This window comes from Bradyrhizobium sp. BRP56, assembly GCF_020194035.1.
Taxonomy (GTDB): domain Bacteria; phylum Pseudomonadota; class Alphaproteobacteria; order Rhizobiales; family Xanthobacteraceae; genus Bradyrhizobium; species Bradyrhizobium australafricanum.
On the sequence record NZ_JADYVV010000066.1, the window covers coordinates 1 to 25,854 of the forward strand.

Consider the following 25,854-nt stretch of genomic DNA (forward strand, 5'->3'; position numbering starts at 1 on the left):
GGTCGGGGGCCGGCGGCGCCGGCTGGCTCAGGTCGCGGCTCGGGCGCGATGCGTTGCTCTGGTTGAGGGTGGAAAGGCCCTGCTGCAGCAAATTGCCGATGGTGTCGCCAAGCTGCCCGCCGAGCGGGTTGCTCTGGCCGGCGCCGCCGCCCTGGCCGCTGCTGCCGGGCTGCGCGCCACCCTGCACGCCATTGAGCAGATTGGTCAGCCCGTTGAGGCCCTGACTCAGCCCCTGGCCGTTCGCCCCGAACAGGCCCTTGCCCATCTCCTTGAGCTTGGCATAGGCCGCCTGCGGATTGTCGAGGATGCCCTGCATCTCCGGATAGATCCGCGGCGATACCCAGGGTCCCTCGACCATCACGGGGATGCCGAGGCCGACCGGATTGCCGGTGCGGCCCTGGCCTTCGGTGGTCATCACGAGCTGCGGCTCGACGCGGAACCCGATCTGGCGGGTGTTGAGGTCGATGGTACCGACCCCGGTCATCTTCACCAGCGGACCGATCAGATTGAGGTCGGTGGTGACGGCCTGGCCCTTGTCGACCTTGAACGACGCCGAGAGCTGGCTGAGATCGGTCGACAATTCCTGGCGCTCCTGCCAGCCCGACAAGGTGCTGGTGGTGAGGCTCCGGATCATCTGCGCCACGTTGAGGCCGAGGATCTTGCCGTCCTGGAACACGACGAAGGCGGTGCCGGCGAGATTGCCGACGATGGCGCGCTCGCTGCTGCCCTGCGAGGTCAGCGCGATCTTGGCCTGCATCTTGCCGTCGAGCTTGTCGAACTCGGCGAGGCTCTTCAGCACCGGCAGCGCGCGCGCGCCGGCGAGGTCGAGCCGCAGTGCGTAGGTTGGATTCGTAGCTCGCGCGTCGATGGTGACGTCGCCATCGGCGGTGCCCTCATAGGCGCCGAGATTGCCGAACCGGCCCTTCAGCACGCCGCTGTCGATGGACGCATCGATTGCCGCCTGCGTGAAGCGGCCGTCGCCGATCACAAACTCCGCCGCCGAGATGCGCGCCTGCGCGTCGACATAGTTGAGCCCGGCAAGATCGACCGACGCGTTGCTCCAGGTATTGGTGCCCAATGGCTGCGTGGTGCCGGACTGGCCCAGCGGCATCGCGATCGCAATGCGCTGGAAGTCGAGATCGAGCTTCACCAGCGGCTTGTTGCTGGCGAAATCGACCGAGGCCCAGCCGGTGAAGCCGCCGTCGCCGAGCGTGCCGGAGACGCCGTTGAACATCACCACCGTGCCGTTCAGCCGCGCTTCCGCATTCGCCTTGATCGCCGCGGGCAACAGGCCGGGCGCATCGATGCTGAATTCGGCCGGCACGCTCTGACGCTCCAGCGGCGCTTGCGGCGCGGTGGCGCGGATCTCGAATTTCAGCGGCTTGTCGCCGGCGCGTGCGTCACCCGTGACGACGATCTTGCGGTCGTCGCCGATGGTCGCGTCCGCATTGAGCGTCTCGATCCGGCTCTCGATCCGGTCGCGCACATTGGCGAAGACGATGGTGCCGCCGCTGACGCTGACATGCCGGATCGTGATGCCGCCGCCATCGGACGCGGAGGATTTCGCCGGCGGATTGTGGTCGCGGGTGCGCTCGCGCTGCAGCGGCAGGTTGATCACCGGCTTGACGATCGCGAGGTCGGTGATGTCGGGCCGGCCCGACCACAGGCTCGACAGCGTCATCTCGGCCTCGACGCTGCTTGCCGCGAACCGGTTGCTGACGTCGCGCCCGCGCGGGTCCTGCAACACGACGTCGCTCAGCGTCAGATTGACCTTCGGCCAGAGGCCAATCTTGGCGCCGCCATTGATGGTGAGCTTGTAGCCGGTCTCGCGCTCGACCCGATCGGTGATGGTCGATGTGAGGAACGAGGACGGGATCCCGACCACGGCCACCAATGCGATGATCACGATCACGGCAGCGATGGCGGCCCCGGCGAATTTCAGTGCTCTCATGTCGTTGTTCCAGGCCGGGCAAGCGAGGTTCCGTTGCAGAAAGTCGCGGCCGATCACACGAGTTTATCCCGCAAGCGGGATCTGGCTCCAATGACCGGAAAAATAATCCGTTACCGCATGAACTTATGTGACCTCTCCCACACTCTTATGAGGGTGATTTTTGCTAACCGGGCGTCAGGGGACTGCTCGGATGGATTTGGAAGGCAGTACAATGAGCAAACAGGCCGAATTTGCGGTCATTCTGAAGATGAATCCGATGTTCGCCGATCTCGGTGCGGACGAGTTGCAGCGGCTTTCCGGCCTCTGCCACACCCAGCAGCTCGCGACCGGTGAGGTGCTGTTCCAGAAAGGCGATCCCGGCGATGCCCTGTTTGGGGTCCGCCGCGGCCAGATTCGGATCGAGACCGGTGCTTCCGACGGTAGCCGGCTCACACTCAACTTCATGGGATCCGGCGACCTGTTCGGCGAAGTCGCCGTGCTCGACGGTCAGGACCGCACCGCGGATGCGACCGCGGGCGAGCCCAGCGAATTATTCGTGTTGCGGCGGCAGGATTTCCTCGGCTTCCTCGAGCGCGAGCCGAAGGTTGCGGTCAGACTGATCGAATTGCTGTGCCAGCGGATTCGCTGGCAGAGCGAGCGGATGGAAGAATCCGTGCTGCAGCCTTTGCCGGTCCGCCTCGCACGACGGCTGTGCGCGCTGGCCGAGGATTTCGGTTCCGAGGTTCACATCTCGCAGGAACAGCTCGGCATCTTCGTCGGCGCCGCGCGCGAAAGCGTCAACCGGCAGCTGCAGACCTGGCGCAAGGACGGCATCGTCGACCTGCAGCGCGGCCGGATCATGCTGCACAACATGACCAAGCTGACGGCGGTTGCGCGCAACGACTAGAGCGGACTGCATGCAACGCGCGCGGGAAGATTCAATTCTCTCGCGTGCTTTGCTTGCGGATGTTGACGCACTCCTGCCTAAAAGACGTGCTTGCATGATGAGGCCGGTACCGCTTTCATCCGGCCGCCGGTCCTTGGGGTGACACCCAGCCTTGCTGGCCTCACGCCATCCACCTGCAAACCCCTGCGGTCTCTCCCGTTGATCGCAGGGGTTTTGCATTTCGATAGATGCGTGACCCGAACGCGCCTATCGCATCACCACTTCGGGATCGGCCCAGCGCAGATACTGGCGCGGTGCGGCGCCGAGCTCGCGCTTGAACATCGCGGCGAAAGCGCTCGGACTTTCATAGCCAACGTCGAGCGCAACGCAGGTGACGGCCTCGCCGGCGCCGAGCCGCGCCAGCGCTTCGAGCAGCCGCACCCGCTGGCGCCAGGCCGCAAAGCTCTGGCCGGTCTCGCGCCGGAACAGACGCGTCAACGTCCGCCGGCTGAGCTGGCAACGACCGGCCCATTCGTCGAGCGTAAGATCGGAACTCGGATCGACCAGCACGGCTTCGCAGATCGCGGCGAGCCGCGGATCGGGCGGCACCTGCACATGCAGCGACACTTCCGGCATCCTGCCGATCTCGTCGAGCAGGAAATCGACCAGCCTGCCGTCGCGCCCTTCCGGATCGTAACGGGTCGGCATGTGCACCGCTTCTTCCATCAACGCCTCGACCAGCGCGGAGACTTTGATCAGGCGGCATGTCGCCGGAGCATTCCTGACGCGGTCAGGCGTGACATAGATGGTCTGGATCTCGACCTCGCCCCATGCCCGCGACTGGTGCGCGACGCCGGCCGGAATCCACAGGCCGTGGCCGGGCGGCACGACGAAATGGCCGCGCTCGGTCATCATCGAGGTCACGCCCGCGGTCTGCAGGATGAATTGATCGCGTCGGTGCGCGTGTCGCGCGCTGGTGCTTTCGTTCGGATAGGAGGCCGCCATCGCCGCGAGCGGCCGTTCGACCTGTTGCAGCTGTCCGGCATAGTGCGCGGCGGCTGCGGGACCCGATTGCTTGCGGCAAACGCGCAAGCCGGTGGTGTCATTTCGTCGCGCTGCGACTTTCAAGTGTCGTGAGCTCCTGATCGATCGTCGTTTTCGCAGGGTGCTCATGCATCTTCCGGGCCACTTGGCCCGATCGCGATGGTTGTTGTCCCCCTTCAGGTAGCGCGGGATATGGCGTTTGGCAACAATGCCTCACCCCGCGGCATTCGCCGAAATCGAATGTGAGAGCGCGGAGACGGAGAGGTCCGATGAACAGACGCGAATTCACCAAGGCAATGCTGGCCTGCGGTGCAGCCATCCCGTTCGGCATCACGCGGGCGGCGGGCCAGACCCGCGGTGGAACGCTCAACACCATCATCCAGCCCGAGCCGCCGGTTCTGGTGACCGCGCTGAACCAGCAGCAGCCGACCTTGACGCTCGGCGGCAAGATTTACGAAGGCCTGCTGAAATATGGCGCCGATCTCAAGCCGATGCCGGGCATGGCGCAGTCCTGGGAGATCTCGCCCGACGGCCTCACCTATACGTTCAAGCTGTTTCCGGGCATCACCTTCCACGACGGCAAGCCGATGACCTCGGAGGACGTGGTTTTCAGCTGCATGAAGCTGCTGGTGGAGACGCATCCGCGCGCACGGCAAAACTTCGCCCGCGTGGCGTCGGCGGAGGCGCCCGATCCGCTCACCGTCGTGTTCAAATTGAAGCAGCCGTTCGCGCCCTTCATCGGCTGCTTCGATTGCACGTCCGCCCCGATCGTGCCCAAGCACATCTATGACGGCACCGACTACCGCAAGAACCCGGAGAATGACAAGGCGATCGGCACCGGCCCCTTCAAGCTGAAGGAGTGGGTGCGCGGCTCGCATGTTCATCTCGTCCGCCACGATGGCTACTATCAGAAGGACCAGCCCTATCTCGACGAGATCGTCTACCGCGTGATTCCGGATGCGGCCTCGCGCGCGCTGGCGCTCGAGAACGGCACGGTGCAGCTCGTGCAATGGTCCGACGTCGAGTTCTATGACGTGCAGCGCTTCAAGGCGCAGAAGAATCTCGAATTCACCACCAAGGGCTACGAGTATTTCGCGCCGCATCAGTGGCTCGAGATGAACAACCGCATCGCGCCGATGAACGACAAGCGGTTCCGGCAGGCGGTGATGCACCTGATCGATCGCGAGGCGTTCAGCAAGCGGGTCTATTTCGGCAATGCCAAGGTGGCGACCGGACCGATCTCGTCGAAGACGCGGTTCTATGATCCGAACGTGAAGCGCTACGAGTTTTCGGTCGACAAGGCCAAGGCCCTGCTCGACGACATGGGATTGAAGCCTGGCGCCAACGGCAAGCGGGCCGAGATCAAGTACATCGTGCCGCCCTATGGCGAAGTCTATCAGCGCTCCGGTGAGTTCTTCCGCCAGAGCTTCGCGCGGGTCGGCATCGATCTCGTGCTGGTCGGCACCGACATGGCGGGCTGGGCCGAAAAGGTCGGCAACTGGGACTATGAGATGACCCAGAATCTGCTCTACCAGCTCGGCGATCCCGCGCTCGGCGTTGCCCGCACCTACGTCTCGTCGAACATCAAGAAGGGCATCCTGTTCTCCAACACGCAGGGCTACTCGAATCCCGAAGTCGACAAATTGTTCGAGGAGGCCGCGGTGACGCTCGACGAGGCCAAGCGCCAGGAGCTCTACAGCAAGGTCCAGCAGATCCTGGTCGAGGATGTGCCGGTGGCCTGGACGCTCGAGATCGAATATCCCATCATCTACGACAAGGCGTTCAAGAACATCGTGACGACGGGCATCGGCTCGCACGAAACCTTCGGGTCGGTCTACAAATCGTGACCCGGCTCGGCAGCGCCGCGGCGATCGGACTTCAGGCGGTCAGCCGCATCGCCCAACTCGTCGCCGTGATCCTCGTCATCGCGACGTTCAATTTCGTGCTGGTGCGCGCCGCGCCCGGCGATCCGGCCCAGGTCATGGCCGGGCAATCCGGCGCGTCCGATCCAAAACTGCTCGACGACCTGCGCAAGGAATATGGCCTCGACAAGCCGTATTTCGTGCAGCTCGTGAGCCACCTCGGCCGCGTCGTGAGGCTCGATCTCGGCTATTCCTATCGCCAGCGCCGTCCGGTCGTCGATCTCATCCTCGAACGGCTGCCGGCGACGCTGCTGCTGACGGTCACGGCCTTCTGTCTCGCGCTCCTGATCGGCACCGCGCTCGGCGCGCTCGCCGGGCTCGCGGCCGGCAGCGTGCTCGACACGGTGTTCACCGTGCTCTCGCTCGTGCTCTACGCGACGCCGGTATTCTGGCTCGGCCTGATGCTGGTGCTGGTGTTCTCGGTGACGCTCGGCTGGCTGCCGCCGTTCGGTTACGAGACCATCAACGTCCAGCTCTCGCCGGTCGAGCATGCGCTCGACATCATGAAACACATGATCATGCCGGTCACGTCGCTGGCGGCGATCTATCTGGCGATCTATGCGCGGCTGATGCGATCCTCGATCATCGAGGTCGCGCAGCAGGATTTCATCAAGACCGCGCGCGCCAAGGGCTTGTCCGGAACGCGCATCGTGGTCGGCCACATGCTGCGCAATGCGCTGGTGCCGGTCGTCACCGTCGCTGGCATGCAAGCCGGCGCGCTGGTCGGCGGCGCCGTGGTGATCGAGACGGTATTTGCCTGGCCGGGCCTCGGCCGCCTGACCTTCGAGGCATTGTTGCAGCGCGACTATCCGGTCCTGCTCGGCATCTTCCTGATCCTCTCGATCGTCGTGATCGCGCTCAACCTGCTCACCGACCTGGTCTACCGGCTGATCGATCCCCGCATGACCACGGGAGCGGCGTGATGGACACGGTGCGCGCCTTCCTGCGTCATCCGAGCGGAATGATCGGCCTCGTCCTGCTGCTGGTCGTCGTTGTCGTCGCGATCGTCGCGCCGATCGCGTTTCCGGTTTCGCCCTGGGAGATGGTCGGCGCGCCGTTCACGCCGCCCGGCGAGGACGGATTATGGCTCGGCGGCGATACGCTCGGCCGCGACGTCGCCGCCGGCGTCGCCTATGGCGCACGCGTGTCGCTCCTGATCGGCATCGCCTCGGCGCTCGCGGCGATGGCGATCGGCGTCGTGATCGGTGCGATCTCGGGCTATTTCGGCGGCAAGGTCGATCTGGTGCTGATGCGGATGACGGAATTGTTCCAGACCATTCCAGCCTTCGTGCTGGCCATCCTGCTGGTCGCGACCTTCAATCCGTCGCTGCTCACGATCATCCTGACCATCGGCGCGGTGAGCTGGCCGCCGCTGGCGCGGCTCACGCGCGCCGAATTCCTCCGTCTGCGGCACCGCGAATTCGTCGAGGCCGCGCTGTGCCAGGGCGAACGCACCTGGCGCATCGTACTCGGCCATATCCTGCCGAACGCGATCTCGCCGATCCTGGTGGTGACGTCGCTGACGGTTGCCACTGCGATCCTGCTGGAAAGCGCGCTGTCCTTCATGGGGCTCGGCGATCCCAATCTGATGTCGTGGGGCTTCATGATCGGCGCGGGCCGCACCGTGATCCGGAACGCGTGGTGGATGAGCGTGTTTCCCGGCCTCGCCATCCTCGTCACCGTGCTGGCGATCAACCTGTTCGGCGAGGGACTGTCTGATGTCCTCAACCCGCGCGTCTCGAGGCGCCGCTCATGAGCGAAGCCATGCAGTCCGGCGCGCCTGTTCTTGCCGTCGATGGTCTCTCGATCGCGCTCCCCAAGGGCGGTGATCGGCCCTTCGCGGTCGAGAACGTCTCCTTTGAGATCAAGCCAAACGAAGTGGTTTGCCTGGTCGGCGAGTCCGGCTCCGGCAAGTCGATGATCGCGCATGCGGTGCTGTCGCTGTTGCCGCGGGGCGTCGACATCGCGTCCGGCGCCGTGGCGGTCGCAGGGCAGGATCCGTCGAAGCTCGACGGCCGCGCTCTCCGCAAGCTGCGCGGCGGCAACGCCGCGATGATCTTTCAGGAGCCGTTGTCTTCGCTCAATCCGCTGAAGCGCGTCGGCAGGCAGATCGAGGAGATGATCCTGGGGCACCAGCGGCCTGCGCCCTCGGCGACCGAACTCCGCGAGCGGGTGCTGACGCTGCTGACCCAGGTCGGGCTGCCGAATCCGCAGCTTCTCGAAAAGAGCTACCCGTTCGAGCTTTCCGGCGGCCAGCGCCAGCGTGTGATGATCGCGATGGCGATGGCCAACCGTCCCGCGCTCCTGATCGCGGACGAGCCGACCACCGCGCTCGATGTCACGACCCAGCGCCAGATCCTGCGCCTGATCGACGATCTCCGGCGCGAGCGCGGCATGGGCGTGCTGCTGATCACCCATGATTTCGGCGTCGTCGCCGACGTTGCCGATCGCGTCGTGGTGCTGCGCCACGGCAAGGTGGTCGAGCAGGGCACGGCCAGCGAGGTGCTTCGCAATCCGCAAGCCGCCTACACGCGCGAACTGATCGACGCGGTGCCGAAGGCGCGCCTCGCCGACATCCACGAGGCCATCATGCGTCCCGAGCCGCTGCTCGAGGTCATCGGCCTGCAAAAGACCTTTCGGGTCAAGCGCGGCTGGCTGCAGCCGCCACGCGAGGTGATCGCCGCTGATGGCGTCTCGCTGACGCTGCACGAGGGCGAGACGCTTGCGGTGGTCGGTGAATCCGGCTCCGGCAAGTCGACGCTCGGGCGCATGATCATGCGGCTCACCGAACCTGACGCCGGCGCCATCCGCTTTGGCGGCGCGGATCTCCGGCAGCTGCGCGGTGAGGCGTTGCGCCAGGCGCGGCGCCGGCTCCAGATCGTGTTCCAGGATCCGTTTGCCAGTCTCGATCCGCGCCAGAAGGTCGGCGATGCCATCGCGCGCGGACCGATGGCCTATGGGATGTCGCGGGCCGAGGCGATGGCCCAGGCGAACAAGCTCCTGGTACGGGTCGGCCTGTCGGCGACCGCCGCCGATCGCTACCCGCACGAATTCTCGGGCGGCCAGCGCCAGCGCATCTGCATCGCGCGGGCGCTGGCGCTGAAGCCGCGGGTTCTGATCGCCGACGAGGCGGTGTCGGCGCTGGACGTCTCGGTGCAGGCCCAGGTGCTGGCGCTGCTCGCCGAGCTGCGCCAGGAGATGCGGCTTGCGATGATCTTCATCACACACGATTTGCGGATCGCCGCCGAGATCGCCGACCGCGTCATCGTCCTGCAGAAGGGGCGTATCGTGGAAGAAGGCACCACCGCCGAAGTGTTCACCGCGCCGCGCCAAGCCTACACTCGCGATCTGCTCGACGCGATTCCCGGGCGCGATTTCTTCGACCAGCCGGGCTTTGCGGCCGCGGCCGATGCACGCTCCACAGCAAGGATCAATTCATGACCGACAGCCGTTCAGTCCCCCTTCCGGCCGGCGCGCGCGAGCGCATCGAGGCGGCTGTCGACGCCGCCTTCGAGCAGCAGATCGCGACCACGATTGCCTTCTCGTCGATTCCCAGCACGCGCGGCCAGGAAGGTCCGTGCCAGGACATGTTCGCGAAGCTGCTGCGCGAGCGCGGCTATGAGGTCGACGACTGGGTCATCAATCAGGATGAGCTGAAGACGCTGCCCGGCTACGGGCCGGTCGAGACCGATTTCTCCCGCGCGCGGACCGTCGTCGGCACCTATCGGCCGGCGCGCGAGGAGGGACGTTCGCTGATCCTTCAGGGGCATTGCGACGTGGTACCGGTCGGGCCGCTCGACATGTGGGAGCGGCCGCCGTTCCAGCCGGTGGTCGAGGACGGTTGGCTCTATGGCCGCGGCACCGGCGACATGAAGTCGGGCACCATTGCTGCGCTCTACGCGCTCGATGCGGTGAAGGCCGCGGGCTTTGCGCCGAAAGGCCGCATCCATCTGCAATCCGTGATCGAGGAGGAGAGCACCGGTCTCGGCGCGCTCTCGACGTTGCAGCGCGGTTACCGTGCCGATGCCTGCCTGCTGCCGGAGCCGACCGAGGAACGGTTGATGCGCGCCCAGGTCGGCGTGATCTGGTTTCGCCTCAGGGTTCGCGGAATCCCGGTCCATGTCGCGCGCGCCGGCACCGGCTCGAACGCTATACGCGCCGCCTATCATCTGATCGGCCATCTCGACGCGCTAGAGGCGGAGTGGAACGAGCGTGCCAAGTCGCATCGCTACTTCGGCGCGGTGCATCACCCGCTCAACTTCAATCCCGGCATCATCAAGGGCGGGGATTGGGCCTCCAGCGTACCGGCGTGGTGCGACGTCGATTGCCGGATCGGCATCCTGCCCGGATGGAAAATCGCCGACTGCCAGGCAGAGATCGTCGCGTGCGTGACCAAGGCTGCCAGGGCCCATCCGTTCCTCGCCAACAATCCGCCCGAGATCGTCTGGTCCGGCTTCCTGTCGCCGGGCTATGAAGCGACCGAGGTGCAGGAGAGCGAGGCGGTCCTCGGCTCGGTCTACGAGCATGTGTTCGGGCGCAAGCTGACGGATTTTCCCTCGACCGCGCTGACGGATGCGCGCTTCTATGGCCTGGATTATGGTGTTCCCGCATTCTGCTTCGGCGCCAGGATGGAGAACGCGCACGGCTTCAATGAACGGGTCCAGCTCGATTCGCTGAAGAAGGTGACCAAGGCCTACGCCCTCTTCGTCGCGAGCTGGTGCGGTATCGATAGAGCGTGATCCGGAAAAGTGCGAAGCGGTTTTCCGACAAGATCATACTCAACGAATTGAGACAAACCAAACGGGAGGTTCGCTATGGGTGACCAGAATGCAGGCGGCAAGCCGCCGGTCAAATCGCAGGAGGATCTTCGTGCGCATTTCGGGCAATTGAGCCCGCTCGCCGAGAAAAAGGTGCTCTATCATCTCGACAAGTTCTGCCGCGACTTCATCGCGCTGTCGCCATTCCTCGTCATCGCCTCCAGCGACGGCAAGGGGCATGCCGACGCCAGCCCGCGCGGCGATGCGCCGGGCTTCGTTTCCGTGCTCGACGACAAGACGCTGCTGATCCCGGATCGGCGCGGCAACAACCGGGTCGATACGTTCGGCAACATCATCGCGTCGCCCGGGATCGGGCTGATCTTCATGGTGCCCGGCATCAACGAAACGCTGCGCGTCAACGGGCGCGCCGAGATCTCGCAGGAGGTCGATCTGTTGACGCCGCTGACGGTGCAGAACGTCACGCCGATCATCGGCCTCAAGGTGCATGTCGACGAGACCTACTTCCACTGCGGCAAGGCGCTGATGCGCTCAAAGCTCTGGAATCCCGCCGCGCAGGTCGAGCGCCACAGCTTTCCGACGCTCGGCCGGATCATCGCCGAGCAGACCGCCGCGATCGAGGTCGAGGTCGCCGAGAAGGCGATGGAAGAGGCCTATCGGACGCGGCTGTATTAGAACTTGAGATCACCCGCATGCGCAGGCGATGACACCGCCTGGTGTAACGCCCTGAATCGATATCCTTCCTCATCGTCGTCTCTGCGAAAGCAGGGACCCATAACCACGACCGCCGATTGCTGGACGATGCTGGAACAACGAGTCCCTTCAACGAGGTCTGCCGCGGAGTATGGGTCCCTGCTTTCGCACTAGCGTATATACATATCCTCCGCAGTCTTTCCGGAGTCTTCTCAAAGAGTTGGCCGAAAACCGCAGAGAACTTACTCATCTGCACTAGGGTTGCGCCCGCCGATTTCGGCTCTCGCCTAGTAGCTAACCCCTTGATGATGAGTCGGTTTTCTAGCCTCGAAGAGATGTGCAAATGCCCTAGTGCTTTCGCAGGGACGACGTGTTGGAGGACTCACACCATGATTTCGGAATAATGGAAAAATATCGCTGATTTGCCCGACGTGTCAAGTCGCCGTGTCGAATGCCGGCCGCCGTCGGCTCCTTTGCATGGGGTTGTTTTCGATATTTTGGAGTACGTCATCTCGTACGGGTCGCACCGCTGGCGAGGCGCGGCCTCAGCTCATTCCGCGGCGGGCGAGATCATGTTTGGCGGACCGGGCGGCCGCTTGGTCTCGTCAGCCTGCTTCTCGTTCGGCGTCAGCTCGTGGTCGGCATGCGAGACCACGAGCCGCTTGCCGAAGCGCCAGATCAGGCCGCCGATATCGTCCATCACCATGAACATCGCCGGCACGAACACCAGCGACAGCGCGGTCGAGAAGATCAGGCCGCCGATCACCGCGAGCGCCATCGGCGAGCGGAATTCGCCGCCGGCGCCGAACGCCAGCGCCGACGGCATCATGCCGGCGGCCATCGCGATCGTGGTCATCACGATCGGGCGGGCGCGCTTCATGCCGGCGTCGATCATGGCTTCCTCGCGCGCCTTGCCGTCGCGGATCGCCTCGACCGCGAACTCCACCAGCATGATGGCGTTCTTGGTGACGATACCCATCAGCATCAGGATGCCGATCCAAACCGGCGTGGTGAGCTGCTTGCCGGTCAACAGCAGCGCGCCGATCGCGCCGCCGATCGAGAGCGGCAGCGAGAACAGGATGGTGATCGGCTGCAGGAAGGTGCCGAACAGCAGCACCAGCACGGCATAGACCATCATCAGGCCGGCGGTGATCGCGGTGGCGAAGCCGTCGGACAGCTCGGCGAGGCTCTCGGCGTCGCCGGACGGGCTGACCTTCACGCCCTTCGGCAGGCTCTTCATGACCGGCAGGTCGTAGATCAACTTGGTGGCGTCGCCCAGCGCGGCATTGCCGACGAGATCGGCGGCGACGGTGGCCTGCCGCTCGCGGTCGTAGCGGTTGATGCTGGTCGGGCCCTGGTCGAGCTGGATGTCGGCGACGACGGAGAGCGGCACGCCGCCGCGTTCGCCGCGCTGGCCGAGCGGCACCCGCAACTGCTCCAGCATCTGCAGGTCGCTGCGCGCATTGTCCTCGAGCTGGACGCGGATCGGCACCTGGCGGTCGCCGGCGTCGAACTTCGCCAGTGCCGGACCGACGTCGCCGATGGTGGCGACGCGGATGGTCTGCGACAGGCTCTCGGTCGAGACGCCGAGCCGGGCCGCGAGCTCGGCGCGCGGGCGAATGCGCAGCTCGGGCCGGTCGAGCGCGGTCTCCGAGATCACGTTGGCGATGATCGGAATCCGCTTCATCTGCGTCGCGAGTTCGCTGGCGACGTTGTTGACGATGTTGCTGTCGGTGCCGGTGACGACCAGCGAAATCGCGCGCAGGCCGTTCTCGTCGAGGAACCAGAACCTGATATCCGGGACGTTATCGAGCTCCTTGCCGATCGACAGTTCGAGCTCGCGCTGGGTGATCTTGCGGTCGGCCTTCGGCGTGTAGTTGATGATCAGCGCGGCGCGGCGCACCTCCTGCAGGCCCGGCGGCACCCGGCCGCCGTCGACGAACACGCTTCGTACCTCGGGCCGCTTGCGCAGCCGCGCCACGATCTCCTCGGTGACTTTCTCTGTGTAGGCGAGCTGCGAGCCGGGCGGCAGCTCCATCGCGAGCAGCGAGCGCGCGGTGTCCTGCGCCGGCAGGAAGCCCTGCGGCAGCAGCGTGATGCTCCAGATCGACGCGGCGAAGATCGCAAAGCCGATCAGCACGGTGACGAAGTAATGCTTCACCGACCAGGTGACGAGGCTGTGATAGCCGCGCAGGATCGGGCCGGGCGGTGGATCGTCGTGGTCATGATGCTTGAGGAAATAGGCGGCCAGCATCGGCGTCACGAAGCGCGCGGCGAGCAGCGAGAAGAACACCTGCACTGACACGGTGATGCCGAACTGCTTGAAGAACTGCCCGGCAATGCCTGACATGAAGCTCGCCGGCGCGAAGATCGCGATGATCGTGAGCGAGATCGCGATCACCGCAAGGCCGATCTCGTCGGCGGCTTCGAGGGCGGCACGATAGGGCGTCTTGCCCATCCGCATGTGGCGGACGATGTTCTCGATCTCGACGATGGCATCGTCGACCAGGATGCCGGTCGAGAGCGTGATGGCGAGGAAGGAGACGAGGTTGAGCGAGAAGCCGAGCAGGTCCATCGCCCAGAATGCCGGGAAGATCGACAGCGGCAGCGAGACCGCCGCGATGATCGTGGCACGCATGTCACGCAGGAACAGCAGCACGATGATCACGGCGAGGATCGCGCCCTCGAACAGGGTCGAGATCGCGGCCTCGTAATTGCCCTTGGTGAACTCGACCGAGGTGTCGATCAGCTTCAGGTCGACGTCGGGATAGGCCACCTTCAGCGCGTCGATCCGCTTCTGCACCGCGGCCGCGACGACGACGTCGCTGGCGCCCTTGGAGCGCTTGATGCCGAGCGCGACCACCGGCTCGCCGTTGAAGCGGGCGAAGGTGCGCCGGTCGGCGATGGTGTCGGTGACGGTGCCGAGATCGTCGAGCCGGATCTCGCCGCCGCCGAACAGCGGGATCATGGTGCCGGCGAGCTCGTTCAGCGTCTTGGCGCCGGCGAGCGTCCGGATCGCCTGGTCGTTCTTGCCGATCTCGGCGCGGCCGCCGGCGACGTCGACATTGGTGCCGCGCAGGATCTGGCTGACATTGACCGCGGTCAGTCCCACCGCCTGCAGCTTGTCGGGATCGAGCGAGACCAGGATCTCGCGCTCGACACCGCCGATGCGCTCGACCTGGGCGACGCCGCGCACGCCCTGCAGGGCGCGCTTGACCACGTCGTCGACGAAATAGGACAGCTGCTCCGGCGTCTTGCCGGGCGAGATCGCAGCATAGGTCACGATCGGCAGGCCGATCACGTCGACGCGCTGGATCAACGGCTCGGTGACATTCTGCGGCAGATTGGCGCGCACCCGCGTCACCGCGTCCTTGACGTCGTTGAGCGCGCGGTCGGTGTTGGTCTCCAGCGCGAACTGGATCGTGGTCACCGACAGGCCGTCGGTGATCGAGGAGGAGATGTGGCGCACGCCCTCGACGCCGGAGACGCCGTCTTCGATGGTCTTGGTGACCTGCGATTCAAGTTCCGACGGCGCGGCGCCGAATTGCGAGACCGCGACCGAGATCACCGGAATGTCGGCGCTCGGCAGCCGCGTCACCGCGAGCTTGGTGAAGGAGACCCATCCCAGCACGAGCAGGATGATCGAGAAGACGATCGAGGGAAGCGGGTTCCGGATCGACCATGCCGAGATGTTCAAAGCCATTAGCGTGCCCGAATTACCGTGATCGCGTGCGATCGAGTTCGTCGGCGAACATGGTCTTGATCTGGTCGCCGTCATGCAGCGAGGTGCCAGCGTCGGCCACGACGATTTCGCCGACGTCGAGGCCTTCAAGGATTTCGGTCGAGGTGTCGGAGGTCAGCCCGACGCGCACCCTGCGGGTCTCGACGGTGTTGCCCTTCACGACCTGCAGGGTCAGGCGGTCGATCGCGGTGCGCGGCACCGCGACGCCGCAGGAGCGCTTGGCGTCGATATTGGCGCGCGCGAACATGCCGACCTTCAGCGACGGATTGTTGTTGATGGTGATGCGGACATGCCCAAGCTGGGTGGTGCGGTCGATCTGTGGCGAGATCTGGCGGACCTTGCCGACCATGTCGGGCGCATCGTCGCGGCTGATCCGCACATTGGCGCCGGGATTGAGCTTCAGCAGCTGGAAGCCCGGCACTTCGGCGTCGAGCTCGATCTCGTTGTTGATGGAGATTTTGAACATCGGCGGAGCCTGCGGCGAGGCCGGAGCGCCGGGCGCGGTGCGCACTTCGGTGACGAGGCCGGCCGCCGGCGCCCGCAGCACAAGCGGCTTGGCATTGGCCTGTGTGGCCTGCTGCGGCGGCGGGGTCAGCCGCGCCAGTTCCTGGTTCTCGGTGACGGTGTCGCCCTCGCGGACCAGCACGTCGGTGACCTTGGAGCCGTCCTGGTCGACATTCACCTGCGCCTCGCGGCGCGGCACGATGAAGCCGGTGACGCGGACCATGTCGGAGAAGCAGGCATTGGTCGACTTCGTCACCACGACCAGCGCCTGGCCCGGCGTCTCCTTCTCTTCCGGATGCGAGCGGTGCTCGAACGCGTAATAGGCGATCGCAAGGGCGAGGAAAAACACCGTGCCGAGCGCAGGCTTGAGGTATTGGGAAAAGTTCATCGCCTGATCAATCCAGCGCTTGGCGCGTCATCGGTGTTGGTCGAAGTCTCATCACGCTCGCTATCGTATTGCCTGGGCATTCGGAAGACCGGTGCCATTGTTCCGGATCATGCCCTGACGTCATGTGAGGCGGGTTCACCTGTGGGCCGCGTTGGGGCTCGGCCCAAACAGCATTGGCCCTAAAGCAAATGCGCCCCGCCGGAGTGCGGGACGCATTGTAGCCTCAAAAAGGGGCCACGCCACCGCCCATCACTTGGCGGCGGTGGCCTTGTTTTCCACGTTCACGACCTGCACGCGCCGGTTCACCTCCGCCATCGGGTGGCCCGGGTCCTTCAGCTTGCTCTTGCCATAGCCGACGGTGACGAGATCCGTGCCGTTGATGCCGTATTTGTCGACGAGATAGCGCTTGATGGCGTCGGCGCGGCGTTCCGAGAGGCCCTGATTGTAGTCCTCGCCGCCGGCGGCGTCGGTATGGCCGGCGACCACGAAGGTCGAGCCCTTCAGGTCCTGATTGGTCAAGGCGCGGCCGAGCGCCTGCACCGAGGGCAGCGACTTCGCGCTGATGTCGGCGGAGTTGTAGTCGAAGTTGATCTCGAGATCGATCTTGGGCTTGTCCTGGACGATGGTCGCGATTTCCTCGCGCTCGGCCGAGGACAGCGAGCGGGTGGCGCGGCCGCGGACGCTCTGCACGAATTTGGCCTGGTCTGCGTTCAGCTCCGGCGAGGTGGTCTGCGGTCCGGCCGAAAGGCCGCGGGTCAGCGGCTTCTTGTCGGGCGTCAGCGCTCTGATGATCTGGTCCTCGGTGACGTCGCCGGCGCGGGCGACGGCCATGCCGAACGACAGCGCGGCGCCAACGGTCATGATTGAAACGATCGCGGCCTTTGCCGACGGCTTGAACATTTCGGTCCCTCCTGCGCAAGCTGGCGCGGTTCCAACGACTATCCAGATTGATTGCCGGCATCGCTGCCCGGCTCGCACCCTCTGATTAGTCGCTCAATTCCGTCAGCGGTTCGAGCCGCGGGCAGACCTTCGTCCATTGTCACTGTACGCCGTAGTCGGCGAATTCCTTGACGATGTTCGGGTCCATCGCCTTGGCGTTGGCGATGTCGAGATCGCCCTCCGCGACCGCGCCGTTGCGCTGCTTGGCGAGGCCGCGCCCGTACAGCGACGAAGTCAGCCGCGGGTTGATCTTCAGCGCGGCGTCGAAATCGGCGATCGCGTTCTTGTTCTGCCCGCCCTTCAGGTTCATCAGCCCGCGGCTGTCGAGCGCATCGACGAAGTTCGGACGCAGCCGCAGCGCCTCGTTGCAGTCCTTCAGCGCCGCCTGCAGGTCGCCGATCACGGTGCGGACCCAGCAGCGGTTGTTATAGGCCTCGACATCCTTCGGGTTCAGCCGCAGCGAATTGGTGAAGTCCTTCACCGCGAGGTCGTAGGCTCCCTTGCTGGCATAGACCTGGCCGCGGCGATACAGCGCCGCTGCGTCATCGGGATTCTTGTCCAGCTTTTCGCTCAGGCTCTTGATCGTCGGATCATCGGCGAGCACAGGCGAATTGCTCGGCGCCGGCGTGGGCTGGATCACCACTGGCGGCGGAGCCGCGGGCGGTGGCAGGGCGATCTCGGGCGCCTTGGGCTGGGGTGGCGGTGCAGTCGGCGCTGCCGCAACCGGAGGCGTCTGCGGCGCCGGTGATGGTGTCGGCGCTGTTGCCGCTGGTGGCGTCGGGGTTGCCGCAGGCGGTGTTGGCGTTGCGGCGGGCGGAGCCGGCGGAGGCGCGACCGGCGGTGCCGCTGCCACCTCCGGTGACGGCGACGCGGCGGGTGCCGGCGCGGCGTTCGACGGCCCGGCCGTGCCGGCCGGAATGAACGAGAAATCCTCGGCCAGTGACGACGAGATCCACGGCACCTGTTCCTGCCGCGAGGCGCGGGTGACGCCGACGCGGGTCCGGTTCAGCGTTTCCTCGGCCATCAGGTCGGGGGTGCGGATCTCCTTCAGGAGTTCCCGCACGAACAGGCTGTGGTCGCTGCCATTGTCGGAGACGACCGACGACAGCGCGGCCGAATACATCACCAATGTACCGTTCGGGGCGATCACCGGGGCGAGCCCCGCCGAAAAGCTGCGGAAGCGCCGCTCGAACGGGTTGCGCCGCGAGGCGTCGATCAAGGCGATCTTCACCCCGGCGCCACGGCTGTTGATTTCCCCGAGCACGGTCTCGAGGCTGAAGCCGTCGCGGCGCACGTCGGCCTCGGCCCAGATCTGCGCATCGATCGGGATCATGTAGCTCTGCCGGTTCGACTGGATGCCGTAACCGGAGAAGAAGATCAGGGCGACCGAGCCCGGTTTGATCTTGCCGTAGAGCCGGTCGAAGGCGCGGCGCATGCCGTCGCCGGTCAGGTTCTCCCCGACCTCGACGGTGAAGCCGTCGCGCTTGAGCTCGTCGGCGACGTCACGTGCGTCGTTGACCGGCTCCTTCAGCGGTGCGTCGGCGTCGGGATATTTGGCGTTGCCGATGACCAGCGCGAAACGGTCGCCGGCGGCGTAGGACAAAGTGGGCGCCGCGATTGAAAAAATCAGCGTGGCGAGCAAGGCAAGGCGGATCTTCATAATCGCAGCAAATCCAGATCGCGGCATTCCAGTGAAATGGCGCCGCTTCCAGCCTGCGCCTCGGGAACCTTACTCTAGCGAAAATCCATTATCAAACCACGGCCAAGCCCCCGTCAACGGCTTGCGGCAGCATCGTTTATCGCGGTGATACCAGCCAGACCGCAGTGCAGCAGCATGCGGTCATGGTGGCGATCGCCATCACGGCACGGTGCTGGTTCCTGCGGGCCGATCATGTGATCGCACTCACTCTCGCCACCCTGTCATGCGCTCGTCGCACTCTGCGCGGTTTGACCTTTGCGCGAGGCGATGGCTTTGTGTTCGGGACGGCAGGCCATTCAAAAACAAGCCGTCAAGACAGGCCTTGCAAACAAGAGCGAAACCGATGGGAAACGCCTACGAAATCTACGCCCTGCGCTACGCGACGATGTCGCCGCGCACGCCCCAACTCAACTTCCTGGTGCCCGATCCGCACGACACCACCGCGCAGGACCTGGATTATTTCGTCTGGCTGATCCGTGGCCATGGCCGCGACATCCTGGTTGACACCGGCTTCAACGCCGAGGAGGCCAAGGCGCGCGCCCGCAAGCTGACGCTCAACCCGGTCGACGCGCTGGCCGGGTTCGGGGTCAGTGCCGACAGCATCAAGGACGTCATCGTCACCCATCTGCACTACGACCATGCCGGCAATCTGGATCGCTTCCCGAACGCCAAATTCCATCTGCAGGAACGTGAGATGAGCTACGCGACCGGCCGCTGCATGTGCAACGGCATGCTGCGCCATCCATTCTCCATCGAGCACATCACGCAGATGGTGCGCCACGTCTATGGCGAGCGCGTCACCTTCCACTCCGGCGACGGCGAGATCGCACCTGGCGTCACCGTGCATCGCGTCGGCGGCCATTCCGACGGCCTGCAGGTGGTGCGCATCGAGACTGCGCGCGGCCCGGTCGTGCTGGCGTCGGACGCCGCGCATTATTATGCGAACCTGCACAAGCGCAGCCCGTTCCCGATCGTCTACAATGTCGGCGACATGGCGCAGGGCTGGGAGACGGTCGAGCGGCTCGCCGGCCATCCGGATCGCTTCATTCCCGGTCACGATCCGATCGTCAGCGAGATCTATCCGCGCGCCAGCGACAAGGTCGATGCGTTCGCGCTGCATCTGGCGCCGTCGCGATCATTCGCGAAATAGCCTCGCCGATTGGGCGAGGCTCGTCTGCAACACGTCAAGAAACGTCAAAAAAGAAGCGATATGACTGACACCAAGACGACTGACACCAAGACTCTCGGGTTCATCGGCCTCGGCGTGATGGGTGAGCCGATTTGCCGCAACCTGGTCAAGAAGAGCGGCAAGCGCGTTGTCGTGTTCGACCTCTCGGCCGAGCCGCTGCAGCGGTTGCGCGCCGACGGTGCCGAGGTTGTGGCGTCGGTCGCCGACGTCATCAAGCAGAGCGATGTGCTGTTCCTCTGCTTGCCGAGCGCCAGGCACGTGCGCGCGGTGTTCGAAGGCGACGGCATCTTGAAGAACACGAGAAGCGGCCAGATCGTGGTCGATCTCGGCACGTCTTCAGTCAGTCAGACCCGCGATTTCGCCGCGCAGTTGCAAGCCAAGGGCGCGGCGTGGGTCGACGCGCCGATCGCGCGTACGCGGCAGGCGGCGCAGGACGGCACGCTCAGCGTGATGGTCGGCGCGGTGCCGGCGCTCTATGCCGCGATCGAGCCCTTGATCCGCTGCTTCGCCACCGATGTCACCAATTGCGGTGACGTCGGCGCCGGGCAGGTGACCAAGATCCTCAACAACATGGTGCTGTTCGAGACCGTGAACGCGCTGGCCGAGGCTGTCGCGGTGGCGAAGCATAACGGCGTCGATCCGAAACTGCTGCTGGAAACCTTGTCGAAGGGCTCGGCCGACAGCTTTGCGCTGCGCAACCATGGCATGAAGGCGATCGTGCCCGGCGTGTTTCCCGAGCGCGCATTCTCGACCGAATATGCGCTGAAGGATCTCTCCTACGCGCTGGAGCTCGCCGTCGATGCCGGCATCAAGATCCGCGGTGCGGAGCTGATCGGCACGGTGCTGCAGGAAGCGATCGACAAGGGATCGAAGGACAATTATTTTCCGGTGATCGCCAAGCATATCGAGCGGGCGTGACGGCTGTGTCATTGCGAGGAGCGTAGCGACGAAGCAATCCATCGTCCCACATGCTGGGATGTATGGATTGCTTCGCTTCGCTCGCAATGACGATCGAGGGGGCCGCGCACAAAATTCCATCACCGTCACCCCCGCGCAAAGGCTTCGCCTTTGTCGCTGGAGGAGCGCGCTCTTGCGCGCGTCTCGAAGGGTCGACGGCCACCAGCCGGGCCGTGCATCCTTCGAGACGCGCTGCGCGCTCCTCAGGATGACGGGTTGAGTGAGCCTAATACACATCCTTCGCGTCGGCCTCTTCGCTGGTCTGCACCAGTTCGAGGCTGTTCTCGACCTTGCCGAGCAAGCGGCCGAGGTCGCGGCGTTCCTGTGCGGAGAGGCAGGACAAGATCTCCTGTTCCTTGCGCAGCAGGCGCGGGATCAGTTCCTCGTAGAGCGCCTGGCCCGTTTTGGTCAGTCGCAGGCGGAATTCGCGGCGGTCGTCGGCGTTCTCGACGCGCTCGACGATCTCGCGCTCCATCAGCGCCGACACGGCGCGGCTGATGGTGGATTTATGGGTGCGCGTGCAGTGCGCGATGTATTGCGCGCTGCAGGGATCGCTGCGGAAGCCGAGGGTTGCGAGCACGCGCCACGCCGGAATGTCGAGGCCGTAGCGCGCCTGATATTCGCTCGACAGCGCCGAGGACACCTCGGCCGCCAGCCGGTTCAGGCGGAACGGCATGAAATGGAAGAGATCGAGGCGCTTCTTGGTCGGCGCGATAGTGTCGCGCAGCTCCGCTTCCACGGCACTGCGCGGCCGGGCTGGAGGCTGGCTTGTAGAGGTCCGTGCCAAAAATCCCTCCAATTTGAGTTGACGGCAGCCCCGACTGGGGGTTTAAGATAGTTGCAAGTGAGACTAATTTAGCAAGGTCGCGGCCGGCTCGCAAGGTCCCGGTCGCACGCCGGTCACACAGAACCGCAGCCAGAGGCCGCGGCGCAAGGGAAACATCCAGGGTCACGTAATGGCACACGCCAACACGGCACAGGCCAAAACCCAGTTCGGCTATCGCCGTCACCCCGACCAGGAGCGCTCGGGCGCCAATGTCGCGGAGCATCCCGTCGTCGTGGTCGGCGCCGGGCCGGTGGGACTGTCGCTCGCGATCGATCTCGCGCAGCGCGGCCAGCGCGTGGTGCTGCTCGACGATGCCGACCGGATCGGCGAAGGCTCGCGGGCGATCTGCTTCTCGAAACGCTCGCTTGAGTTCTGGGATCGGCTCGGCGTCGGCGACCGCATGGTCGAGAAGGGCGTGGTGTGGAGCGTCGGCAAGATCTTCCACGGCGCCTCGCAGCTCTACCAGTTCGATCTGCTTCCGGAGGAAGGCCACAAGCGGCCCGCCTTCATCAACCTGCAGCAGTTCTACGCCGAGGCCTATCTGGTCGACCGTGTCGGGCAACTGCCTGAAATCGACCTGCGCTGGCGCAACAAGGTGATCGCGCTGGAGAGCCGCAACGATGGCGTCGCGCTGACCATCGCAACTCCCGACGGCTCCTACCAGGTGCACGCGGCCTTCGTGGTCGCCTGCGATGGCGCCCGTTCGTCGCTGCGGCAGATGGTCGGCGCGGAGTTCGCGGGCCAGGTGTTCGAGGACCAGTTCCTGATCGCCGACGTCAAGATGACGGCGGCGTTCCCGACCGAGCGCTGGTTCTGGTTCGATCCGCCGTTCCATGCCGGACGCTCGGCGCTGCTGCACAAGCAGCCGGACGATATCTGGCGGATCGACCTGCAGCTCAACCCGGATGCCGATCCGGTGGCCGAGAAGCAGCCCGAGAATGTCCGGCCGCGGATCGAGCGCATGCTCGGCCACGACAAGTTCGAGTTCGAATGGATATCGCTCTACAAGTTCCAGTGTCGCCGGATGGCCAAGTTCATCCACGGCCGGGTGATCTTTGCCGGTGATTCCGCCCACCAAGTCTCGCCGTTCGGCGCGCGCGGCGCCAATTCCGGGCTCGAGGACGCCGAGAATTTGGCGTGGAAGCTCGACCGCGTGCTGCGCCGGCTGTCGCCGGAGGGCTTGCTGGAGAGCTATCACATCGAGCGCAGCGCGGCGGCGGACGAGAATATCCGCGAGTCCACCCGCTCGACCGACTTCATGGCGCCGGTGACGAAACAGGAAGCGCGGCTGCGTCAGGCCGTGCTGTCGCTCGCCAAGGATACCGAGTTCGGCAAGCGCATGGTCAATGGCGGGCGGCTCTCTGTGCCGTCGGTCTACGACACGCCGCTGTCGAGCGGCGATTGCGACGATTGGCGCGGCGGCCCGCGGCCGGGCGCCTCGATGCTGGATGCTCCGGTGACGGAGCAGGGCGGGGGTTCCACCTACCTGACCGACGTTTTCATCAGGCAGGGAACGCGCTTCACGCTGCTGGAGTTTGGCAATGGCGCTGCTGCCGATGTGCCGGACGGGGTCGGCAGCATCCGGATCGGCGGCGAGGGCGGGCTGGTCGACGCGCAGGACCTTGCCGGCAAGCGCTACGATGCCGAGCCCGGCACTGCCTATCTGCTGCGGCCGGACGGCTATGTTGCCGCACGCTTCCGCAACGCGTCACGGCCGGCGCTCGATGCGGCGCTGGCACGCGCAGCCGGTGTGAGGTGAGGATTCGTCATGGCGCTGTCGACCAGTTCGAACTTCGCAAAGCCCGACGACGCCTTCCGCGCCATCGTCGAGGCGCATCGCGGCCTCACCGAGGCGCAGAGCGCCGATCTCGATGCCGCGCTGGTCCTGGTGCTCGCCAACCATATCGGCGATCTCGACGTGCTGCGCGAGGCGATCGCGCTGGCGAAGCGGCGGATGCTGGACGCCAGCCAGCAGCAGCAACAGCAGCAACAACAATAGCACTGAGCAAACGGACAGGATTGAACTGATGGCCAAAGGTTTCGCATCGACCACGGATCTTTCGGAGAAGAAAGTCACCTTCTCCGAGATCGGCACCGACCTCTATGCCTTCACCGCCGAGGGCGATCCCAACACCGCCGTGATCGTCGGCGACGACGGCTGCCTGGTGTTCGACGCGCAGGCGACGCCGGCGATGGCGAACAAGGTGATCGAGCGGGTCAAGACCGTCACCGACAAGCCGATCAAATATGTCGTGCTGTCGCATTATCATGCGGTGCGCGTGCTCGGCGCCTCCGCCTATCACGCGCAAGGCATCGTCGCCTCGCAGGAGACCTATCGCCTGATCGAGGAGCGCGGCCAGCAGGATTGGGATTCCGAATATGGCCGCTTCCCGCGCCTGTTCCAGGATGCGGCGAGCATTCCCGGCCTGACCTGGCCGACGCTAACCTTCGAAGGCGAGATGTCGATCTATCTCGGCAAGCGCGAGGTGCGGCTGATGCAACTCGGCGCCGGCCACACCTCGGGCGACATCGTCGCCTGGGTGCCGGATGCGGAGGTAATGTTCTCCGGCGATCTGATCGAATACCACTCGGCGTGCTATTGCGGCGATGCGCATTTGCGCGAATGGCCGACGACCTTGAACGAGATTCGCGCCTTCAATCCGAAGGCGATCGCGCCGGGCCGTGGCGATGCGCTGAAGGGCCTCGCCACCGGGCGCGATGCGATCGCGATGACCCGCGATTTCGTCACTACGCTCTACGGTGCCGCCGAATCATCCGTCGCCAAGGGCCGCAGCCTGAAGGAATCGATGGCGGCAACGCGCGAGGTGATGGATCCGAAGTTCTCGAGCTTTGCGATCTACGAGCACTGCCTGCCGTTCAACGTTTCGCGCGCCTATGACGAGGCGTCGGGGATCGACGATCCCGTGATCTGGACCGACAAGCGCGACCAGGAAATGTGGGCGGCCCTGCAAGGAGGATAGCGATGAACATCAATACCTCGCCTGATCAGATCGTGTGCAGCTCAGGGCAGGTCACCCCGGGCTACATGTCCGGCTTCGGCAACAGTTTTGAGACCGAGGCCTTGCCCGGCGCGCTGCCGATGGGGCGCAATTCGCCGCAGCGCTGCGCCTACGGGCTCTATGCCGAGCAATTGTCCGGCTCGCCGTTCACGGCGCCGCGCGGCACCAATGAGCGCTCCTGGCTCTATCGCATCCGCCCGTCGGTGCGGCACTCCGGCCGCTTCGCCAAGGCAGATAGCGGGCTGTGGCGCACCGCGCCGTGCCACGAATACGACATGCCGATCGCACAGCTGCGCTGGGACCCCGCGCCGATCCCGAAGGAGGACATGACCTTCCTGCAGGGCGTGCAGACCATGACCACGGCGGGCGATGCCAACACCCAGGCCGGCATGGCCGCACACATCTATCTCATCACCAAATCGATGGTCGATCAGCATTTCTACAATGCCGACGGCGAGATGATGTTCGTGCTGCAGCAGGGCAATCTGCGTTTCGTCACCGAGTTCGGCCGCATCGACGCCGAGCCGGGCGAGATCGTCGTGATCCCGCGCGGCGTCAAATTCCGCGTCGAAATTCCCGGCGGCCCGGCGCGCGGCTATCTCTGCGAGAATTACGGCGGCGCGTTCACGCTGCCGGAGCGCGGCCCGATCGGCGCCAACTGCCTCGCCAATTCGCGCGACTTCCTGACACCGGTCGCGAGCTACGAGGACAAGGACACGCCGACCGAGCTCTACGTGAAATGGGGCGGCTCGCTGTTCAAGACCACGCTGCCGCATTCGCCGATCGACGTGGTCGCCTGGCACGGCAATTACGCGCCCTACAAATACGATCTGCGTACCTTCTCGCCGGTCGGCGCGATCGCCTTCGATCATCCCGATCCCTCGATCTTCACGGTGCTGACCTCGCCGTCGGAGACCGCGGGCACCGCGAATATCGACTTCGTGATCTTCCCGGAGCGCTGGATGGTGGCCGATAACACCTTCCGTCCGCCGTGGTACCACATGAACATCATGTCGGAGTTCATGGGGCTGATCTACGGCGTCTACGACGCCAAGCCGCAGGGCTTTGTGCCCGGCGGCATCAGCCTGCACAATTGCATGTTGCCGCACGGCCCCGACCGTGAAGCCTTCGAGCACGCCAGCAACAGCGAGCTGAAGCCGGTGAAGCTGACCGGCACGATGGCCTTCATGTTCGAGACCCGCTTCCCGCAGCGCGTGACCGAACATGCGGCGAAGTCGTCGACGCTGCAGGACGATTACTCGGATTGCTGGAAGGGACTCGAGAAGAAGTTCGACCCGAACAAGCCGTGAATTGTGTCCCTCGTCATCGCCGGGCTTGAC

At 65.1% G+C, this 25,854-nt stretch carries 20 protein-coding genes; 13 read left to right on the forward strand and 7 right to left on the reverse strand.

The genetic code is table 11. The features are described from left to right. Positions 1-1,951 (reverse strand): AsmA family protein (locus tag I6F38_RS33890; RefSeq protein WP_225163472.1); only part of this gene is annotated, 1,951 nt, incomplete at its 3' end. Between the two features lie 211 nt (positions 1,952-2,162). On the opposite strand from I6F38_RS33890, the gene I6F38_RS33895 reads away from it, so the two are divergent. Beyond that, the gene (locus I6F38_RS33895; RefSeq protein ID WP_057021095.1) at positions 2,163-2,837 is read left to right on the forward strand and encodes a Crp/Fnr family transcriptional regulator; all 675 of its coding nucleotides are present in this window, start codon (positions 2,163-2,165) and stop codon (positions 2,835-2,837) included. Between the two features lie 246 nt (positions 2,838-3,083). Here I6F38_RS33895 and I6F38_RS33900 read toward each other — a convergent pair whose 3' ends face one another. Continuing rightward, positions 3,084-3,944, reverse strand: a complete 861-nt coding sequence (locus I6F38_RS33900; protein ID WP_225163473.1) for a helix-turn-helix transcriptional regulator — start codon at positions 3,942-3,944, stop codon at positions 3,084-3,086. A 185-nt stretch (positions 3,945-4,129) separates the two neighbouring features. Here I6F38_RS33900 and I6F38_RS33905 point away from each other — a divergent pair, with 185 nt between their 5' ends. The 6 genes from I6F38_RS33905 to I6F38_RS33930 all read left to right on the forward strand — a co-directional run bounded on the left by I6F38_RS33905 (position 4,130) and on the right by I6F38_RS33930 (position 11,232). Further along, complete coding sequence (locus I6F38_RS33905) at positions 4,130-5,707, forward strand: ABC transporter substrate-binding protein (protein WP_225163474.1); 1,578 nt, start codon at positions 4,130-4,132, stop codon at positions 5,705-5,707. Further along, positions 5,704-6,705 carry an ABC transporter permease gene (locus I6F38_RS33910; RefSeq protein ID WP_092089982.1) on the forward strand — a complete coding sequence of 334 codons (1,002 nt, stop codon included), beginning with the start codon at positions 5,704-5,706 and terminating at the stop codon, positions 6,703-6,705. Before I6F38_RS33905 ends, I6F38_RS33910 begins: the two co-directional genes overlap by 4 nt. Next, positions 6,705-7,538: an ABC transporter permease gene (locus I6F38_RS33915; RefSeq protein ID WP_057021099.1), complete on the forward strand. Its 834-nt coding sequence runs from the start codon at positions 6,705-6,707 to the stop codon at positions 7,536-7,538. The genes I6F38_RS33910 and I6F38_RS33915 overlap by 1 nt, the downstream gene beginning before the upstream one ends. Further along, a complete protein-coding gene (locus tag I6F38_RS33920) occupies positions 7,535-9,223 on the forward strand; it encodes an ABC transporter ATP-binding protein (protein ID WP_225163475.1) in 1,689 nt (562 codons plus the stop codon). The genes I6F38_RS33915 and I6F38_RS33920 overlap by 4 nt, the downstream gene beginning before the upstream one ends. Then, complete coding sequence (locus I6F38_RS33925; protein ID WP_225163476.1) at positions 9,220-10,521, forward strand: ArgE/DapE family deacylase; 1,302 nt, start codon at positions 9,220-9,222, stop codon at positions 10,519-10,521. The genes I6F38_RS33920 and I6F38_RS33925 overlap by 4 nt, the downstream gene beginning before the upstream one ends. Before the next feature lie 75 nt (positions 10,522-10,596). Next, positions 10,597-11,232 carry a pyridoxamine 5'-phosphate oxidase family protein gene (locus I6F38_RS33930; protein ID WP_225163477.1) on the forward strand — a complete coding sequence of 212 codons (636 nt, stop codon included), beginning with the start codon at positions 10,597-10,599 and terminating at the stop codon, positions 11,230-11,232. Positions 11,233-11,800: 568 nt separating this feature from the next. On the opposite strand, the gene I6F38_RS33935 is transcribed toward I6F38_RS33930, so the two are convergent. The 4 genes from I6F38_RS33935 to I6F38_RS33950 form a co-directional block, all read right to left on the reverse strand. Next, complete coding sequence (locus tag I6F38_RS33935; protein ID WP_225163478.1) at positions 11,801-14,953, reverse strand: efflux RND transporter permease subunit; 3,153 nt, start codon at positions 14,951-14,953, stop codon at positions 11,801-11,803. 13 nt (positions 14,954-14,966) lie between these two features. Continuing rightward, on the reverse strand, positions 14,967-15,884 hold the full coding sequence (locus tag I6F38_RS33940; RefSeq protein ID WP_225163479.1) for an efflux RND transporter periplasmic adaptor subunit: 918 nt from the start codon (positions 15,882-15,884) through the stop codon (positions 14,967-14,969). Positions 15,885-16,133: 249 nt separating this feature from the next. After that, positions 16,134-16,784 carry an OmpA family protein gene (locus tag I6F38_RS33945; protein ID WP_225163480.1) on the reverse strand — a complete coding sequence of 217 codons (651 nt, stop codon included), beginning with the start codon at positions 16,782-16,784 and terminating at the stop codon, positions 16,134-16,136. 139 nt (positions 16,785-16,923) lie between these two features. After that, entirely contained in the window at positions 16,924-18,483 is a 1,560-nt protein-coding gene (locus I6F38_RS33950; protein ID WP_225163481.1) for a caspase family protein, read from the reverse strand. A 382-nt stretch (positions 18,484-18,865) separates the two neighbouring features. Here I6F38_RS33950 and I6F38_RS33955 point away from each other — a divergent pair, with 382 nt between their 5' ends. Both I6F38_RS33955 and I6F38_RS33960 read left to right on the forward strand, forming a co-directional pair. Further along, positions 18,866-19,672 (forward strand): N-acyl homoserine lactonase family protein, encoded by an 807-nt coding sequence (locus tag I6F38_RS33955; protein ID WP_225163482.1) that lies wholly within the window; start codon positions 18,866-18,868, stop codon positions 19,670-19,672. A gap of 24 nt (positions 19,673-19,696) precedes the next feature. After that, a complete protein-coding gene (locus I6F38_RS33960) occupies positions 19,697-20,629 on the forward strand; it encodes an NAD(P)-dependent oxidoreductase (RefSeq protein ID WP_276573529.1) in 933 nt (310 codons plus the stop codon). A 265-nt stretch (positions 20,630-20,894) separates the two neighbouring features. Here the strand turns inward: I6F38_RS33960 and I6F38_RS33965 are convergent, their stop codons facing one another. Continuing rightward, entirely contained in the window at positions 20,895-21,344 is a 450-nt protein-coding gene (locus I6F38_RS33965; RefSeq protein ID WP_225163502.1) for a MarR family transcriptional regulator, read from the reverse strand. 280 nt (positions 21,345-21,624) lie between these two features. Between I6F38_RS33965 and I6F38_RS33970 the strand changes: the two genes are divergently transcribed. Genes I6F38_RS33970 through hmgA form a run of 4 tightly spaced genes read left to right on the forward strand, consistent with a single transcriptional unit; the run spans position 21,625 to position 25,824 of the window. Beyond that, positions 21,625-23,253 (forward strand): FAD-dependent oxidoreductase, encoded by a 1,629-nt coding sequence (locus I6F38_RS33970; RefSeq protein ID WP_225163484.1) that lies wholly within the window; start codon positions 21,625-21,627, stop codon positions 23,251-23,253. A 9-nt stretch (positions 23,254-23,262) separates the two neighbouring features. Continuing rightward, positions 23,263-23,493: a DUF2783 domain-containing protein gene (locus I6F38_RS33975; RefSeq protein ID WP_225163485.1), complete on the forward strand. Its 231-nt coding sequence runs from the start codon at positions 23,263-23,265 to the stop codon at positions 23,491-23,493. 28 nt (positions 23,494-23,521) lie between these two features. After that, positions 23,522-24,475, forward strand: coding sequence for an MBL fold metallo-hydrolase (locus tag I6F38_RS33980; RefSeq protein WP_168859354.1), 954 nt, complete (start codon positions 23,522-23,524; stop codon positions 24,473-24,475). A 2-nt stretch (positions 24,476-24,477) separates the two neighbouring features. Next, positions 24,478-25,824 carry a homogentisate 1,2-dioxygenase gene (gene hmgA / locus I6F38_RS33985; RefSeq protein WP_225163486.1) on the forward strand — a complete coding sequence of 449 codons (1,347 nt, stop codon included), beginning with the start codon at positions 24,478-24,480 and terminating at the stop codon, positions 25,822-25,824. The last annotated feature ends 30 nt before the right edge of the window (positions 25,825-25,854 follow it).